Source organism: Senegalia massiliensis (assembly GCF_900626135.1).
Classification (GTDB): Bacteria; Bacillota; Clostridia; order Tissierellales; family SIT17; genus Anaeromonas; species Anaeromonas massiliensis.
Genome location: NZ_LR130786.1, coordinates 182,352 through 199,231, shown reverse-complemented (window position 1 = coordinate 199,231; position 16,880 = coordinate 182,352). Strand labels below are relative to the sequence as shown.

At 25.9% G+C, this 16,880-nt stretch carries 18 protein-coding genes; 15 read left to right on the top strand and 3 right to left on the bottom strand.

What is annotated here, in order from left to right; all coding sequences use genetic code 11:
* Entirely contained in the window at positions 1 to 231 is a 231-nt protein-coding gene (locus tag E0D94_RS10800; RefSeq protein ID WP_130807574.1) for a DUF5654 family protein, read from the bottom strand.
* 317 nt (positions 232 to 548) lie between these two features.
* Between E0D94_RS10800 and E0D94_RS10795 the strand changes: the two genes are divergently transcribed.
* Positions 549 to 2,132: a DEAD/DEAH box helicase gene (locus tag E0D94_RS10795; RefSeq protein WP_130807573.1), complete on the top strand. Its 1,584-nt coding sequence runs from the start codon at positions 549 to 551 to the stop codon at positions 2,130 to 2,132.
* 46 nt (positions 2,133 to 2,178) lie between these two features.
* Here E0D94_RS10795 and E0D94_RS10790 read toward each other — a convergent pair whose 3' ends face one another.
* Positions 2,179 to 3,723: a methyl-accepting chemotaxis protein gene (locus tag E0D94_RS10790; RefSeq protein ID WP_130807572.1), complete on the bottom strand. Its 1,545-nt coding sequence runs from the start codon at positions 3,721 to 3,723 to the stop codon at positions 2,179 to 2,181.
* Positions 3,724 to 3,847: 124 nt separating this feature from the next.
* On the opposite strand from E0D94_RS10790, the gene E0D94_RS15125 reads away from it, so the two are divergent.
* On the top strand, positions 3,848 to 3,973 hold the full coding sequence (locus tag E0D94_RS15125) for a hypothetical protein (protein ID WP_278044700.1): 126 nt from the start codon (positions 3,848 to 3,850) through the stop codon (positions 3,971 to 3,973).
* A gap of 22 nt (positions 3,974 to 3,995) precedes the next feature.
* Here E0D94_RS15125 and E0D94_RS10785 read toward each other — a convergent pair whose 3' ends face one another.
* Positions 3,996 to 4,964, bottom strand: coding sequence for a CAP domain-containing protein (locus tag E0D94_RS10785; RefSeq protein WP_242620532.1), 969 nt, complete (start codon positions 4,962 to 4,964; stop codon positions 3,996 to 3,998).
* Positions 4,965 to 5,387: 423 nt separating this feature from the next.
* On the opposite strand from E0D94_RS10785, the gene codY reads away from it, so the two are divergent.
* The 13 genes from codY (at position 5,388) to E0D94_RS10720 (ending at position 16,868) form a co-directional block, all read left to right on the top strand.
* Positions 5,388 to 6,164: a GTP-sensing pleiotropic transcriptional regulator CodY gene (gene codY, locus E0D94_RS10780; RefSeq protein ID WP_130807571.1), complete on the top strand. Its 777-nt coding sequence runs from the start codon at positions 5,388 to 5,390 to the stop codon at positions 6,162 to 6,164.
* 59 nt (positions 6,165 to 6,223) lie between these two features.
* Positions 6,224 to 6,685: a QueT transporter family protein gene (locus E0D94_RS10775; protein ID WP_130807570.1), complete on the top strand. Its 462-nt coding sequence runs from the start codon at positions 6,224 to 6,226 to the stop codon at positions 6,683 to 6,685.
* Between the two features lie 162 nt (positions 6,686 to 6,847).
* Complete coding sequence (locus E0D94_RS10770) at positions 6,848 to 8,080, top strand: ATP-binding protein (RefSeq protein WP_130807569.1); 1,233 nt, start codon at positions 6,848 to 6,850, stop codon at positions 8,078 to 8,080.
* 2 nt (positions 8,081 to 8,082) lie between these two features.
* Positions 8,083 to 8,256 (top strand): response regulator transcription factor, encoded by a 174-nt coding sequence (locus E0D94_RS10765; protein ID WP_165442944.1) that lies wholly within the window; start codon positions 8,083 to 8,085, stop codon positions 8,254 to 8,256.
* Between the two features lie 9 nt (positions 8,257 to 8,265).
* Entirely contained in the window at positions 8,266 to 8,934 is a 669-nt protein-coding gene (locus E0D94_RS10760; RefSeq protein WP_278044710.1) for a DNA-binding domain-containing protein, read from the top strand.
* A 101-nt stretch (positions 8,935 to 9,035) separates the two neighbouring features.
* Positions 9,036 to 10,439 carry an alanine/glycine:cation symporter family protein gene (locus E0D94_RS10755; RefSeq protein WP_207289756.1) on the top strand — a complete coding sequence of 468 codons (1,404 nt, stop codon included), beginning with the start codon at positions 9,036 to 9,038 and terminating at the stop codon, positions 10,437 to 10,439.
* Positions 10,440 to 10,561: 122 nt separating this feature from the next.
* Positions 10,562 to 11,662: a tRNA 2-thiouridine(34) synthase MnmA gene (mnmA, locus tag E0D94_RS10750; protein WP_130807565.1), complete on the top strand. Its 1,101-nt coding sequence runs from the start codon at positions 10,562 to 10,564 to the stop codon at positions 11,660 to 11,662.
* A 75-nt stretch (positions 11,663 to 11,737) separates the two neighbouring features.
* Positions 11,738 to 13,195 (top strand): aminoacyl-histidine dipeptidase, encoded by a 1,458-nt coding sequence (locus E0D94_RS10745; RefSeq protein WP_130807564.1) that lies wholly within the window; start codon positions 11,738 to 11,740, stop codon positions 13,193 to 13,195.
* A 14-nt stretch (positions 13,196 to 13,209) separates the two neighbouring features.
* Positions 13,210 to 13,584, top strand: a complete 375-nt coding sequence (locus tag E0D94_RS10740; protein ID WP_130807563.1) for a DUF1292 domain-containing protein — start codon at positions 13,210 to 13,212, stop codon at positions 13,582 to 13,584.
* Between the two features lie 20 nt (positions 13,585 to 13,604).
* Positions 13,605 to 14,906 (top strand): M18 family aminopeptidase, encoded by a 1,302-nt coding sequence (locus E0D94_RS10735; protein WP_130807562.1) that lies wholly within the window; start codon positions 13,605 to 13,607, stop codon positions 14,904 to 14,906.
* Positions 14,907 to 14,952: 46 nt separating this feature from the next.
* Complete coding sequence (locus E0D94_RS10730; RefSeq protein ID WP_130807561.1) at positions 14,953 to 15,789, top strand: HAD family hydrolase; 837 nt, start codon at positions 14,953 to 14,955, stop codon at positions 15,787 to 15,789.
* A gap of 57 nt (positions 15,790 to 15,846) precedes the next feature.
* A complete protein-coding gene (locus E0D94_RS10725) occupies positions 15,847 to 16,032 on the top strand; it encodes a DUF378 domain-containing protein (protein ID WP_130807560.1) in 186 nt (61 codons plus the stop codon).
* A 92-nt stretch (positions 16,033 to 16,124) separates the two neighbouring features.
* On the top strand, positions 16,125 to 16,868 hold the full coding sequence (locus tag E0D94_RS10720; protein ID WP_130807559.1) for a peptidylprolyl isomerase: 744 nt from the start codon (positions 16,125 to 16,127) through the stop codon (positions 16,866 to 16,868).
* Positions 16,869 to 16,880: the final 12 nt, after the last annotated feature.

Genomic DNA, 16,880 nt, shown 5'->3' with positions numbered 1-16,880 from the left:
TTATTTTTTATCATCATCTTTATAAATAAAACTAGATAAAATAGCTGTAAAAATTAAAATTACAATTGTAATAATTGTAGCATATAAAAATCTCATGAAAAGTCCATTTTTATCAATAGGATAAATGGTTTCAAATAATAATTTAACTGCATCATTCCACGCTAATACAGAAACAAGTCCCATGGAAGCAATAAACAATGTAAAGATATATTTTATTATTTTGTTTTTCATATCATCACCTATTAAATATTATGTTTTTTAAAATCATTTATGAGGATTTTAAATATATTTTTAATTGAAAAATATATAATAGATTGTTATTAGGATGAAATAGATTAAAATACATTAGTTTATTTTTCTTGTTATATAAAGCTTTATAGTATATAATAATATTATTGTGGAAAACTGCTATAAAAAGGCTTCAGATGAAGAGTCTTCATTTGTAGTCTTTTATTTTGTTAAAAATGTTATTAAAATATATATTTTGCAAATACTATAGTAATAATCGAATTCATCATAAAATAAATAGAATATGAAAGGAAAGTTAAATGAAAACAATTAAATTTAATGAGTTACAAATTAGTAAAGAAGTAGAACGTGCAATAAGTGATATGGGGTTTGAAGAAGCTACACCAATTCAGACAAAAGCTATACCACAGATTCAAACAGGAGTAGATGTAATAGGTCAAGCACAAACAGGAACAGGAAAAACTGTTGCATTTGGAATTCCTGTATTAGAAAAAATTAATTTAAAGGATAAATCAGTTCAAACTCTTATATTATGTCCTACAAGAGAGCTAGCAATACAAGTTTCTGAGGAAATAAAAAGGTTAGCAAAATATATGCCAGGTATAAAAACACTTCCTATATATGGTGGTCAACCTATACAAAGACAAATTGGTGCACTTAAAAAGGGTGTTCAAATTGTAATAGGAACTCCAGGTAGAGTTATGGATCATATGAGAAGAGGAACATTAAAATTAGAAAATTTAAAAGTTATGGTATTAGACGAAGCAGACGAAATGTTAAATATGGGATTTAGAGAAGATATTGAAACAATATTAGATAAAACTCCAGAAAATAGACAAACATTGTTATTTTCAGCTACAATTCCTAAGGCAATACTTAATATAACAAAAAAATACCAAAAAAATGCTAAGACTATAAAAGTTGTTCATAAAGAACTTACAGTTCCAAGTATAGAACAATATTATATTGAACTTAAAAGAAAAAATAAATTAGAAATATTAACTAGATTAATTGATATATATAATCCAAAGCTTAGTTTAGTATTTTGTAATACAAAAAGAATGGTAGATGATTTAGTAGTAGAATTACAAGGTAGAGGATATTTTGCTGATGGATTACATGGGGATTTAAAACAAAATCAAAGAGATAGAGTTATGAATAGTTTCCGTAATGGAAATGTTGATATATTAGTAGCTACAGATGTGGCAGCTAGAGGGTTAGATGTTGATGATGTTGAGATGGTATTTAACTATGATGTACCCCAAGATGAGGAATATTATGTTCATAGAATAGGAAGAACGGGAAGAGCAGGAAGAACAGGAATGGCTATATCATTTGCTGTAGGAAAAGAAATATATAAATTAAAGCATATACAAAAATATACTAAAACAAATATTAAGAGACTTCAAGCACCTTCAGTAAATGAAGTTGAAGAAGCAAAGGCTGATAAAATATTAAATGAGATAAAAGATATAATTGAAAATGAAAAATTAACTAAAGAAATAAATTATATTGATAAATTATTAGATGATGAATATACATCAATTGATATTGCTGCAGCATTACTTAATATGTCAATGGGTAGAATTGAAGAAAAAGAAGATTCTTCTGATTTAGACTTTGGAAATACTGGTGCTGAACCTGGCATGGTGAGGTTATTTATAAACATTGGTAAAAAACATAAAATTAGAGTAAAAGACATATTAGGAGCAATAGCTGGAGAAACTGGATTACCAGGAGAAGTAGTTGGTAAAATTGATATTTATGATAAATTTACCTTTGTAGAAGTACCTAAAGAAAATGGTAAAAAAGTTTTAGATATAATGAAGAATAACAAGATTAAAGGTAAAAAAATAAATATAGAACCAGCAAATAGTAAGTAAATAAAAACTTTTATTCCTCTAGAGGAATAAAAGTTTTTATTTTATATTATGAAATTTTAAAGTCTGCCATCAATACACCTTTTATATTTCCTGATTGGTCCTTTACAGGAGTAGTCATTGCTATACAATAATTAAAACTATCAGTTGAAATATAAGGTTTAGATAAATAAATTTCTCCTTTAATAGCCTCTTTAAAATAATCCCTATGGGCAAAATTGTCATATAAATCTTCATGATTTCCTAAATCTAAGTCTTTTCTATAACTTATAGAGGTAGTATTCCCTTCTAAATCTAACAATGTTAAAATTTCAAAATTATGATTTTTATCTATTACTTGTTGCATATAATCTTCTGAAGTAACTCTATCAAAACTTCTAATAGAATCTTTTTCAGTCATAGTACACAATTTATCTATCCCTTTATTAATTAATTCTTGAGTTTTATCATCTACATCAAAAGATTTTACAAATAAATCTATTACTTTTTTTATATCAGATGTTTTATTTCCTAATTCCTTAAGAGAATTAAACATATCATTTATCATATTAGCTTGTTGTTCTATTGTAACTGATGCTTCTTGTGTAGCGCTGGTATTTTGTTCAGAAGTAGCAGCAACACCTTCCATAAAACTTTTTATATTATTTATAACAACTTGTTCTTCTTTTGCAAGATTATTTATTAATTCTATAACATCCATTGTTTCTTCAGTAGATTTTAATATATTATTAAAATGATTTTTAGCTTCATCAGCAATTGATATATCTTTTTTCATATCATTTGAATCTGAACGCATTTCGTTTGCTATAGCTGAAATTTCGTTTTTAATTGTCTCTATAATCTCTCTTATATGATTTGAAGCCTTAGAGGATTCATTTGCTAGTGATTTTACTTCATTAGCCACTACAGCAAAACCTTTTCCTGCTTCTCCTGCACGAGCAGCTTCTATAGAAGCATTTAATGCTAGTAAATTTGTGTTTTCTGATATATCATTTACTGATTTTGTTATTGTATTTATTTCATTAGCTTTTTGTTCAAGTTTATTAATTTTTTCTACTAAATCCACACTATTATTAGTATTTTTCTTAATTGAATTTAGTAATGAATTAAATATTTCATTGTTTTTATGTACAATATTTTTAGTAGATATAGTTTTATTTTTTGCATCTTCTGTTTTAGAAGTAATAATATTAAAATCTTTTATTATTTTTTCAGTATAATCATGGGCTTGTATAATAGATGATGCTTGATTTTCTGTACTCGATGCTATTTCAGATATTACTTTTGCGCTATGACTAGCACCTTCATTTAAATTTTTAGCATTATTAGTCATATTTGTGATAAATTCTTCGACATGGTCTGTTGAGGAATTTACATTAGCTATAAATTTTCTAAAATTCATTAGTAAGTTATTTATTATTATTCCTAACTTTTTAAATTGTCCCATTTTTATTGTATTAAATGATTTAGTAAAATCACCTGTAGAAATAAGGTTCATTTGATTTTCTAGCTTTTTCAGTCTTATTAGTGACCTAACATATAATGTTAGGGAAATAATTAATAAGATTGATAGAATTATAATAGTATAAATCATATTAAGTCCTCCTTAAAATTTTTATGATAATAGTATATAGATATTATTCTATAAAAAAACATAAAATCCTTTTTTTAATATAATAAAAATTAAATTCTATGAAAAACTAATATTGGGTGATAAAATGTATAATAAGATTTGGAATAAAATAACTAATAAAAATACAAGTAATAAACTTAATACTAAAGCACTTAGAAATATTTTAGATGCTAGTATAGATGGAATTATAACAAATAAAAAAGAAGACTAATATTAGTCTTCTTTTTTATTTGTTATCCTATAAACATCTGTGTCCAAAAAGGATATCCATTATCATCTTTTATATATCCAATGCCTATTTTAGTAAAATTATTACTTAGTATATTTTTTTTATGACTAGGAGAATTCATCCAAGAATTTACTACTGACTCAGGTGTAGGTTGGCCTGCTGCTAAATTTTCTCCTGCATGTTTATATGTAATTCCAAATTTTTTTATCATGTTAAATGGAGAACCATATGTAGGAGATTGATGAGAAAAGTAATTATAAGTTATCATATCTTTAGATTTATATCTTGCAACATTAGTTAATGATTTACTTTCAGTTACATTAACTAGCCCTACTTTTTGACGTTCAATATTTACGAGTTTAATAACTTCTAGTTCAAACTGTCTAGAGCTTGATGTAGGAACAGAAGGTTTAGGCTGTGTATTTGTACTTGTGTTTGATTCAACTTTAGGGGGAGATTCATTTTTATTTTTAGTCTCAGTATTAGGCTTTGGTTTAACTTCAATATTTGATTTTTCATTAGATTTAGTTTTAATTTCAGGTTTTATATCTTCTTTAGCTTTAATTTCTTTTTTAGGTTCATCATTATTAATAGAATTAGATTTGATTTTATTTTTTGAATCAATATTAACTTTTGTATCTAAGTTTACTTTTTCATTAGCTTGTCCATTATTTTTCTTTATTGATATTAAATTGCTGTCTTTATCATCTTCATTTGTATTTTTTAATTCATAAAATTTTTTAATATTATTATTTTTAGAAGAAGTATTAATATGTTCAAAGTCTAACTGGATTTTATCATTATTATTCGTACTATATTCTTTTAAAACTTTCCCTGTGAAAATTTCAATTTTTTTTACTACAGTATCATACATAGTATTATTTAATGAATCTAAATTTTGTGCTGAACTAATAGTTATTAAAGAAATTAATATAATAAATATAATAAAAAAACTAAATATTTTTTTAAACACATAATCACTCCTTTTACAATAATTATAAATAATAGTATAACTTAAATAAAGTATAAATTTATTTATTAAAACAAATTATAAAAAGAGTTAACAAATCATTTTTAATTGTACATTTTATAACATAGTAAATTACAGGTTTCCTGAGAAATATTAAATATACTTATAAAAGTAGAATGAATTTATAATGAAAAAATAGTACTAAAGTCCTATCAGTTTTTTCTAAATATTAAAAATATTTTACGCAATTTACTTTTATAATTTAATTATTTAGGGTATAATTAAATTTATAAACATTACTTGCAAAATAAGTCGAAATAATATAGAATCTTTAATGTTGTGTTGTTCAAAAAGAGTTTATATTTTAAAGATTTAAATAAATCAAATATTATTTTAATGTAATTGTTAATAAGGAGGAAGAATTGTATGTCAACATTATTAGAAAGAGCTAGAAAGCTTAATAAAATTTTACAAGAAGCAGGAAATGCACCTGTAAACTTTACAAAGCTTAGTGATAGTTTAAAAGAGGTATTAGATGCAAATACGTATGTTATAAGTTCAAAAGGAAAGGTGATAGGTCTTAGTTTGAGAGAAGATGCTGAAAACCCTATCATTGTAGATCCTGAAACAGGAAACAAGAATTTTCCTATAGAATATAATAATAAACTGTTAAAAGTTGATTCTGTAATTCACAATATAACAGGTGATAATTTATTAGAAATATTTACTGAAGACAGAGAAAGTTATGATAAATTCGCAACAATAGTTCCGTTGAAAGGAAATGGAGAAAGATTAGGAACATTAGTACTAGCAAGACCTGAAAATGAATTTACAGATAATGACTTAGTTTTAGTTGAATATAGTGCAACAATTGTATCTATGGAAATGTTACGCTCTAAAAGTGAAGAAACAAGAGAAAAAACTCGAAAAAAAGCAGTTGTTCAAATGGGGATTAAAACGTTATCTTATTCTGAGCTTGAAGCTTTAAACCATATATTTGAAGAATTAGATGGTGATGAAGGATTATTAGTAGCTAGTAAAGTTGCAGATAGAGTAGGTATAACTCGTTCTGTAATTGTTAACGCATTAAGGAAACTAGAAAGTGCTGGTATTATAGAATCAAGATCTTTAGGAATGAAAGGAACATATATAAAGATATTAAATGATAATTTACTAGAAGAGTTAGATAAATTAAAAAGATAATTTAAGAATTATATAGTGTTTCCTTGGTCCCACTAATTAAAAAACAAGGAGGTAAAATTTTGGGCAAAATTAACACAAAAAAATTGACAAAAATAAGTATTGTAGCATCAATATATGTTATTTTAACAGTTGCATTACCATTTCTTAGTTATGGACAAATTCAATTTAGGATTTCTGAAATGTTAACACTTTTAGCTTTTTATAATCCTATGTATATATGGTCTTTGACTATAGGAACATTTATTGCAAATATGTGGAGTACCATAGGTATATTAGATATGTTAATAGGTACTATTGCTACATTATTAGCAGTTTATCCTATGAGTAAAATAAATAACATATGGATTGCTTCGCTTTTTCCTGCTATATCAAATGGTTTAATAATAGGATTTCAATTAAATATATTAATTGGACTACCTTTAATACCAAGTATATTTTATGTAGCCATTGGGGAATTTGTAGTAGTAACTATATTGGGAGTTCCAACTATCAGTCTATTAAAAAAATATATAAAATTTTAAATTATATTTATATAGGCAGTATATTATTTAAAAAGAAATTATGAGTTCATAATTTCTTTTTTTTATTTTTTATGAAAAATTTATTAGTAATGATATAATTATACTAAATGGTATTATAGTTGTGAGGTGGTTTTAATTATTAAAATAAAGAAAATATTAATTATGTTAGTTGTTATGATTTTAGCTTCACAAATTTATATAGATATATTTTTTTCTAATTTCAGATTTTCTTTTGGTGCTATAATATTACCTGTAATTATATATAAATATAGAGATATGAGAGTTTATTATATTGGATTTATAAGTGGTATAGCTTTATATATACAAAGAATCATAGTCTACTCATTTGGTAAAAGTAGGGTTTTAGAAAACGTTTTTTTATTTTGGCCTGAGGTTATTTTTTATACTATATATGGGTTATGTTTTGTTTATGTAGTTAATAAAAACAAAAATATGAAAATACATAATTTGTTTTTATCTCTAATTTTAATAGATTTTTTGTCAAACATAACTGAAATATTTATACTTGCAAATATAAATAAAAATATTAATTATATTCAAGTAATAAAATTACTAATTATAGTTGCTATAGTAAGGTCAAGCATTTCAGCTATTTTTATAACAGGTTTAAAATATTATAATATGTTATTAATGAAAGAGGAACATGAAAAGAGATATAGAGATTTAGTTTGGATGTCATCTAAGTTAAAAACCCAAATTTATTGGATGGAAAAAAATATGATTTATATAGAAAATGTTATGGAAGATGCATATAAATTATTTGAAAATATAAAAGAAAAAAATAATAAAGAATCTTGGCAAAATAACTCACTAGATATAGCAAAAAATGTACATGAAATTAAAAAAGAGTATGCCTTAGTATTAGAAGGAATTGAAGATGTGGTAAAAGTTAATGTTTCAGAAATTGGAATGAGTTTTAAAGAAATCCTTTTAATACTTGAAGATAGTTTATATATAATGATTAAAAATAAGGATAAGTTCATAGATCTAAATTTGTCTGAATATGAAAATTTTTATACACATAAACATTATGAATTAATTTCTATATTTAGAAATCTATTAACAAACAGTATTGAATCTATGGATAAAGGTAGAATAGAATTAATACATAGTAAAAATGAAAAAAGTCATATATTTATAATTAAGGATAATGGAAATGGTATAAAGCAAAAATACATTAAGAATATTTTTAAAGCAGGTTTTTCTACAAAAATTAATTACGAAACTGGAAATGTTTCAAGAGGTTTAGGATTGAATTTAGTTAAAAAATTAGTTGAACAAGACTTTAATGGTAAAATATCTGTATTTTCAATAGAAAATATAGGTACTAATTTTACTATTTCAATACCAATAAATTATTTAGAGGGGGAATAATTGTGAATATATTTATTGTAGAAGATGATATTAGCATTGTAGAAGTATTAAAGAAAATTATTTCTGATAGAGGTTTAGGAAATGTAATTGATTACTCTTTAAATGGTAAAGATGCCATAGAAAAAATAAAAGAGTTTTTGCCAGAAATAGTACTTATTGATCTTTTTTTACCTTGACTTGATGGAATTTCTTTAGTTAAAGAAATAAAAGATATCTATCCTGATATTCAATTTATTATGATATCTCAAGTAAATTCTAAAGATATGATAGCAAAAGCTTATAAGAATGGTATAGAATACTATATTACTAAACCGATAAATGCGATAGAGATTGAAACTATAATAAATAAAGTAACTAATAATATTGAACGAGAAAAAAAAATAAATAATATTAGACAATTAATAGGTGGGGGTAATATAAAATCAAATAGAAAGCAAAATTATGAAATTTGTTTAAAAAAAGTATTATATAGATTGGGAATAATAGGGGAAGCAGGTTCAACTGACTTAATAATAATTGTTGATAATATCATAAAAAATGGGTTGAAAAATAAAAACTTTTCATTAAAGCAAATATGTAAGAAATATACTGATAATCCAAAAACCATGGAACAAAGAATGAGACGAGCTGCAAATGTTGCAATAGAGAATATTGCAAGTATTGGACTAGAGGATTTTATGAATGAAATATTTATGGATTATTCAAATAGTTTATTTAATTTTGAGCAAGTAAGGATTGAAATGAATTATCTAAAGGGGATAACTTCCAAAAGAGGAAAAGTAGATTTAAAAAAATTTTTATATGGTCTAGCCTATCATTGTGAAAAAATAAACACTGAATATTCTGAAAATTAATTGTTACTATTTGAAACTTTGTGAAACCAAAACAATATACTTTTATTAAGAAATTGTAAAGAGTAAAAAAATTGCTTTTTCTTACTAAAAGGAGGGTGTATATGGAGAGTATTAACGCATTTTTAGGTCAAATTTCTGATTATGTTTGGGGACCAGTAACGATTGTATTATTAGTAGGAACAGGACTATTTCTTAGTTTATTAACTAAATTTATTCAGTTTAGAAAGTTACCTTTATCATTGAAATTATTATTTTCTAAGGAGCATTCTGGTGATGGTGATATAACACCATTTCAAGCTTTAATGACATCTCTTGCAGCTACTATAGGGACTGGTAATATTGCTGGAGTTGCTTCTGCAATAGTAGCAGGAGGTCCTGGTGCTGTGTTCTGGATGTGGGTAAGTGCTGCCTTTGGTGGAGCATCAAAATATGGTGAAGCATTGCTTGCTATAAAATATAGAATTACAAATGAAGAAGGAGAAAAATCTGGTGGTCCTATGTTTTATATTGAAAAAGGTATGAAAGAGCAATATGGAAGAGATTTTAAATGGCTTGGGTTAGCGTTTGCATTATTTGGTTTTCTTGCCTCATTTGGAATTGGTAATATGGTTCAAGCAAATTCTGTTTCTAGAGCAATAAATGAATCTTTTGGTGTCAACGTGTGGATTACTGGAATAGTAATGGCTTTATTAGTTGGAGCTGTTATAATAGGTGGAATTAAAAATATTGGTAAAGTAACAGACAAAGTGGTTCCTATTATGGCAATAGGATATATAATCGGAGCATTAATTGTACTATTTATGAATATTAGTGCTATTCCAACAGCTTTTAGTATGATATTTTCTAATGCTTTTACTGGTAAGGCAGTAGGAGGAGGAGTTTTAGGCACAGTTGTCAGATTTGGAGTAGCAAGAGGAGTATTTTCAAATGAAGCAGGACTTGGAAGTGCAGCAATTGCTCATGCAGCTTCTACTAATGATAAACCTGTAATTCAAGGTCTTATAGGGTCTTTAGGTTCAGTTATAGACACCCTTATAATATGTACTATGACAGCTTTAGTTATATTAGTATCAGGTATAGTTAATATAGGAACTGATGGAGTTATGTTTATCGAAGAAAGCTATAGAGGCGCTGCTCTTACTACTTATGCATTTGATATTGGATTACCTGTTATAGGAGGATATATCGTTTCTTTAGGATTAATATTCTTTTCATTTTCAACAATTCTAGGGTGGTATTATTACGGTTCTAAATGTTTAGAATATATATTTGGAGTGAAGGCAATTTCTTATTACAAAATTATATGGGTAATATTATGTCTTTCAGGTGCAGTATTTCCAATCCAAATAGTGTGGACATTCTCTGATATATTTAATGGACTGATGGCAATACCAAATTTAATAGCTCTAGTTGCATTAAGTCCAATAATATTTAAAATGACAAAAGAGTTTAATATGGAAAGATTAGAAAATAAATTTAAAAATGATGAAATAAAATCAGCATAAAGACATCCTAGCGGATGTCTTACTTTATGTTATAATATAGAGAAGTATAATTTATACATTTTAAAATATATTTTAGGTAAAGATAATATTAAATATAGATAAAGATTTTAAGGAGAGGTATTATGAACAAATCAAAAAAAGATACAAGAGTTGTAATAGGAATGAGTGGAGGAGTTGATTCATCTGTTGCAGCATTATTATTAAAACAAGAAGGTTATGAAGTTGTAGGGATATTCATGAAAAATTGGAATGAAGAAGATGAACAATACTGTACTGCAACAGAAGATTATGAAGATGTAAGAAGAGTATGTCAACAAATTGATATACCATATTATACAGTTAATTTTGAAAAAGAGTATTGGGATAGAGTATTCACTTATTTCTTAGATGAATATAAAAATGGAAGAACACCTAATCCTGATATATTATGTAATAAAGAAATTAAATTCAAAGCATTTTTAGATCATGCTCTTAAACTTGGAGCAGACTATATAGCTACAGGTCATTATGCAAATATAAAGTATATAGATGGAGAATATAAACTTTTAAGAGGTAAAGATAATAACAAGGATCAATCTTATTTTCTATGTCAATTAAATCAATATCAATTATCGAAATCAATGTTCCCTTTAGGAGATATTGATAAGCCAAAAGTTAGAGAACTTGCTCATGAGTATAGTTTGAAAACGGCTGATAAAAAAGATAGTACTGGAATTTGTTTTATAGGTGAAAGGGATTTTGATGAATTTTTAAATAACTATATTCCAGCAAAACCTGGTGAAATAAGAAGTATAGATGGCCAAATTTTAGGAAAACATAATGGACTTATGTACTATACTAAAGGTCAAAGAAAAGGACTTGGAATAGGAGGAGTTGGAACTGGTGAACCTTGGTTTGTAGCTTACAAAGACCTTGAAAACAATATTTTATATGCTGCTCAAGGCTCCAATAATCCTGCATTATTTTCAGAAGGATTGATAGCTGAAAATATCAATTGGATAAGTAATAATAAGCCAACAGAAGAATTTACATGTACAGCTAAATTTAGATACAGACAAAGAGATCAAGATGTTACAGTTATACCACTTAATGACAATAAAGCCAAGGTTATTTTCCATAAAAAACAAAAAGCAATAACTGAAGGTCAAGGTGTTGTTTTTTATAATGGAGATGTATGTTTAGGTGGAGGAACTATTGATGAAGTTATAGAAAATTTAGATTAGTAAATCTTTATAGTTTTGTATCTTTAAATCATGGTATATAATATATATGTCAAGTATAAAAGAAAGGATGTTTATATGAGTGGAGTACTAAGAGATTTAAAACCAAATGATGTCTTTTATTATTTTGAAGAAATTACTAAGATTCCTCATTGTTCTGGTGAAGAACAAAATATAAGTAATTATCTTGTTTCATTTGCAAGAAGTAATAATTTAGAAGTGATTCAAGATGAGGCTCTAAATGTTATAATTAAAAAGAAGGCAACTAAAGGATATGAAAATTCTCCAACTGTAATACTTCAAGGACATATGGATATGGTTTGTGAAAAGAATAAGGATACTGAACATGATTTTAGTAAAGATCCTTTAGATTTAAAAATCGAAGGAGATTTAATAAAAGCAAATGGTACTACCTTAGGAGCAGATAATGGCATAGCAGTTGCATATACACTTGCTTTATTAGCTTCAAGTGATATAGATCATCCAGAGTTAGAAGTAATTATAACAACTGAAGAAGAGACAGGTTTAGTTGGGGCTAGTAAAGTTAAAAAAGAAAATCTTAGTGGTAAAATACTTATAAATATTGATTCTGAAGAAGAAGGGATATTTTTAGTTAGCTGTGCAGGAGGACTTAGAACTAAAATTGAATTGCCAATAGCATGGGAAACATGTAGTAGAGATACGGAATCTTATCTTTTATCTGTTAGAGGATTAAAAGGTGGACATTCAGGAATGGAAATAGATAAAAATAGAGGAAATGCAAATATAATTTTAGGTAGAATATTATATGATTTAAATAAGGAAATAGATTTAAGATTATATGAGGTAAATGGTGGAGCTAAAATGAACGCAATACCTAGAGAGGCCGATGCTAAACTTGTATTATCTAATGAAGAGTTTAAAGGTTTAGAATTAAAAATAAAAAGCTGGAATAAAATTCTTGCAAATGAATTAAAAACAAAGGACCCAGGCATTAATATTAATATTGATAGGATAAAAGGTGACGCTAATAGAGTTTTCTCTAGAAAAACTTTAGACAAATTATTATTATTATATAGACTTATACCAAATGGAATTCAAACTATGAGTATGGATATAGAAGGGTTAGTAGAAAGCTCTACTAACTTAGGTGTAGTTACAACATTTGATAGAAAAATTGTATTTGAATCAGCTATTAGAAGTTCAATAGGAACATTAAAACAAGAAATATTAGATAGAAAGAAAGTATTATCAGAATTTATTGGAGGAAACCTGATTCAAGAAGCAGAATATCCAGAATGGCAGTATGAAAAAGACTCATATATAAGAGAAGTTTTCATAAAGGCATATAAAGAAAAATTCAAAGAAAATCCAAAAATAGAAGCAATTCATGCTGGGTTAGAATGTGGTATATTTAAAGAAAAATTAGGAGATATAGATATGATATCTTTTGGTCCTAACATGTATGATGTTCATACTCCTGATGAAGCGTTAAGTATTAGTTCAACTAAAAATATGTGGGAATTTTTAAAGTTAGTATTATCAAAAATAAAATAAAAGGAGTTTTTATAATGAGTAAAGAAGAAAAAGAGTGTTGTAAAAAAGGAAGCCATGAACATAACCATGGATGTGGATGTAATAGTAACCATGATCACGAACATAACCATGAATGTGGATGTCATGATCATGACGATCATAATCATGAAGAATTAGAAATGTTAGAATTGACATTAGATGACGATACGACATTAAAAACTTATGTATTAGGAATATTTGAAGTGGAAGATAAAGAGTATATTGCATTACTTCCTGAAGATGATGAAAGAGTATTATTATATAGTTATGTAGAAACTGGTGGAGAAGTACAACTTAATACTATAGAAGATGATGAAGAATTTGAAATAGTATCAGAAGCGTATTATGAATTATTTTCAGAAGGTGAATAAGAAATAAAGGGGGATTAAAAATGTCTGAACAATTAGATTTAGCAAAAGACTTGATTGAATTTATATATGAAAGTCCAACTCAATTCCATGCTGTTGAAAATATAAAAAATATACTTATAGAAAATGGATTTAAAGAACTAAAATCAACATCAAAATGGAATATTGAAAAAGAAGGAAAATACTTTACTACTAAAAATGATTCAGCCTTAATAGCATTTGTACTAGGGAAAGGGGAAATAGAACAAAATGGATTTAAGATAATAGGTGCTCATACTGACACTCCTACATTTAGAGTTAAACCAAATCCTGAAATAGTAGAAGCTGGAACATATTTAAAACTAAATACAGAGGTATATGGTGGTCCTATATTAAACACTTGGTTAGATAGACCTTTAAGTATAGCTGGTAGAGTTAGCTTAAAAAGCGATAATATGTTAAAACCTGATATTAAACTAATAAACATAAATAAACCTATTTTAATAATTCCTAACATTGCAATTCATATGAATAATAAAGTAAATGAAGGTATTGAATTAAATAAACAAAAACATACTTTACCATTAGTATCTTTAATAAATGAAAAATTTGAAAAGGAAAATTATTTATTGAAACAAATTGCAAATAATTTAAATGTAAATATGGAAGATATAATAGATTTTGATTTATTTTTATATGAATATAATAAAGGTAATATTATAGGATTAAATGAAGAGTTTATATCTACAGGTAAATTAGATGATTTAGCGATGGTTCATGCAGGATTAAATGCTATTATTAATTCAAAATCTACATATGCTACAAATGTATTAGCATGTTTTGATAATGAAGAAATAGGTAGTAGAACAAAACAAGGAGCAGCTTCGCCTATGCTCAAAAATATATTAGAAAGAATTTCAATTGCACAGAATAAAAATAGAGAAGAGTTTATGATGGGTTTAAATAATTCATTTATAATTTCAGCAGATATGGCTCATGCTGTACATCCAAATTATACTGAAAAACATGATCCAACAAATAAACCTGTATTAAAAGCTGGTCCAGTTATAAAAATAAATGCAAATCAATCATATACTACTGATAGTGATACTTCAGCAGTTTATGAAATGATATGTAAGAATGCAGGTATTCCATATCAAAAATTTGTAAATAGATCAGATGTTAGAGGAGGATCTACTATTGGCCCAATATCTTCAACACAACTAGATATTAGATCAATTGATATAGGAGGACCAATGCTTTCTATGCATTCCATAAGAGAACTTACAACTGTAGATGATCATTATTATACAAAAAAATCATTTGATGAATTTTATAAAATATAGGATAGCTTAAGCTATCCTATATTTACTATAATAAGAGGTGATATAATTGAATTATAAATTAGTAGCTATTGATTTAGATGGTACACTTTTAGATGACAATAAAATACTGACTGTTGAAAACAGAGATATACTAAAAAAATTAATAGATAAAGGTGTTGAAATAGTAATAGCTACAGGTAGAAGATATTGGGCTGCAAAGAATTTCATGAAAGATTTAAATAAAAATATAGTTATTATATCAAATAATGGCAATGTAATAAGAAATATAAAGGATGATAAAATCATTTTAGAAAAATATATAAATAAAAAAGATTTTATTTATATATTGGAACAAGGAAAGAAAAATAATTTATACCCCATAGTTCACATAAATGGATATGAAAAAGGTTATGACTTTTTAATAGAAAAAAATCAAGATTATACAGGATATAATAATTATCTAGACAATAAAGAAGATAGATGTAAAAAGGTAAATAACTTTTTAGAATATAAAGAAAATAATATTATGGTATTATGTTATTTTGGTGATTATGAAAAATTAAATAAATTTATTAATACAATTTCTCAAAGTGAAAAAAGATTTTCATATCATATAATGACTAATTTAAAAAAGGTAGGTCCAATGCTCGAAATAATGAATCCTTTAGGGTCAAAATGGAATAGTATATTAGAATATGCTAAAGATAAAGGAATTTCTAGAGAAGAGATAGTAACAATAGGTGATGATAATAATGATATGGAAATGATTAAAAATTCTGGTTTTGGAATAGCTATGAAAAATGCTAATAAACAAGTAAAAAGAGTTTCTGATATAATTTCTAGTGAAGATAACAACAATTCTGGTGTAGCTATAGAATTAAAAAAAGTATTTAATATAAAGTAATATTTCTCTTCTTATTCAAATATAAATTAATAATAGTTGAATTGAGGAGGAGTCAATATGAAAATAATAAATCTTTTATCCGTTTTATTAATTTTAATAGGTGCATTAAATTGGGGTCTTGTTGGAATACTTAAACTTAATATAGTTGAAGCTTTGTTTAAAAAGGATAGTATTATATCAAGAATAATATATACTTTAATAGGAATTGCAGGATTATATACAATTTTATATCTTATACTTTAAGAAGCATTTAGCTTCTTTTTTTTTGTTAAATTAGACAGATATAATTATATCTGTTATTATAATAATGAAACTATTATAAAGGAGAGTATTAGATGGACAATAAAGTATTAGCAACAGTAGAAGGAAGAGAGATAACTGAACAAGATATTCAGCAATTACTTCAAAGTCTAGGCCCACAACAAGCTATGCAATTTAATTCAGAAGAAGGTAAAAAAAGATTATTGGAAGAATTAATTAACCAAGAATTATTTTACCTTGATGCAAAAGATAAAAATATGGACGAAGAAGCTGAATTTAAACTTGAAATGGAAAGAGCAAAATCAAGTTTATTAAAGCAATATGCTATGAGAAGCTTATTGAGTGGTGCAGATGCATCTGAAGAAGAAGTAACTGAGTATTATAATGAAAATAAAGAATCATTTAAAGAAGGACAACAAGCTAAAGCTAAACATATTTTAGTTGAGAGTAAAGAAGAAGCTGAAAAAGCATTATCAGAAATTAAGGAAGGATTAAGTTTTGAAGAAGCAGCTAAAAAATACTCTACTTGCCCATCAAAAGAAAAAGGTGGAGATTTAGGATATTTTACTAAAGGAAGAATGGTACCAGAATTCGAAGAAAAAGCATTTGATATGGAAGTAGGAGAAATAAGTGAGCCTGTAAAAACTCAATTTGGTTATCATATAATAAAATTAGAAGATAAAAAAGAAGAGAAGCAATTATTATTAGATGAAGTAAGAGATCAAATCAAACAACAACTTATTGGAATGAAGCAAAATAAAATTTATATTGATAAAACAAATGAACTTAAAAACAAATATAGTGTAGATAAAAAATAAGTGAAATGGCCT

What these genes read in the sequence shown, in the direction of transcription:
- E0D94_RS10800 (WP_130807574.1), bottom strand. Translation starts at nt 231, where the DNA reads ATGAAAAACAAAATAATAAAATATATCTTTACATTGTTTATTGCTTCC.
- E0D94_RS10795 (WP_130807573.1), top strand. Translation starts at nt 549, where the DNA reads ATGAAAACAATTAAATTTAATGAGTTACAAATTAGTAAAGAAGTAGAA.
- E0D94_RS10790 (WP_130807572.1), bottom strand. Translation starts at nt 3,723, where the DNA reads ATGATTTATACTATTATAATTCTATCAATCTTATTAATTATTTCCCTA.
- E0D94_RS15125 (WP_278044700.1), top strand. Translation starts at nt 3,848, where the DNA reads ATGTATAATAAGATTTGGAATAAAATAACTAATAAAAATACAAGTAAT.
- codY (WP_130807571.1), top strand. Translation starts at nt 5,388, where the DNA reads ATGTCAACATTATTAGAAAGAGCTAGAAAGCTTAATAAAATTTTACAA.
- E0D94_RS10770 (WP_130807569.1), top strand. Translation starts at nt 6,848, where the DNA reads ATGTTAGTTGTTATGATTTTAGCTTCACAAATTTATATAGATATATTT.
- E0D94_RS10755 (WP_207289756.1), top strand. Translation starts at nt 9,036, where the DNA reads ATGGAGAGTATTAACGCATTTTTAGGTCAAATTTCTGATTATGTTTGG.
- mnmA (WP_130807565.1), top strand. Translation starts at nt 10,562, where the DNA reads ATGAACAAATCAAAAAAAGATACAAGAGTTGTAATAGGAATGAGTGGA.
- E0D94_RS10745 (WP_130807564.1), top strand. Translation starts at nt 11,738, where the DNA reads ATGAGTGGAGTACTAAGAGATTTAAAACCAAATGATGTCTTTTATTAT.
- E0D94_RS10740 (WP_130807563.1), top strand. Translation starts at nt 13,210, where the DNA reads ATGAGTAAAGAAGAAAAAGAGTGTTGTAAAAAAGGAAGCCATGAACAT.
- E0D94_RS10735 (WP_130807562.1), top strand. Translation starts at nt 13,605, where the DNA reads ATGTCTGAACAATTAGATTTAGCAAAAGACTTGATTGAATTTATATAT.
- E0D94_RS10725 (WP_130807560.1), top strand. Translation starts at nt 15,847, where the DNA reads ATGAAAATAATAAATCTTTTATCCGTTTTATTAATTTTAATAGGTGCA.
- E0D94_RS10720 (WP_130807559.1), top strand. Translation starts at nt 16,125, where the DNA reads ATGGACAATAAAGTATTAGCAACAGTAGAAGGAAGAGAGATAACTGAA.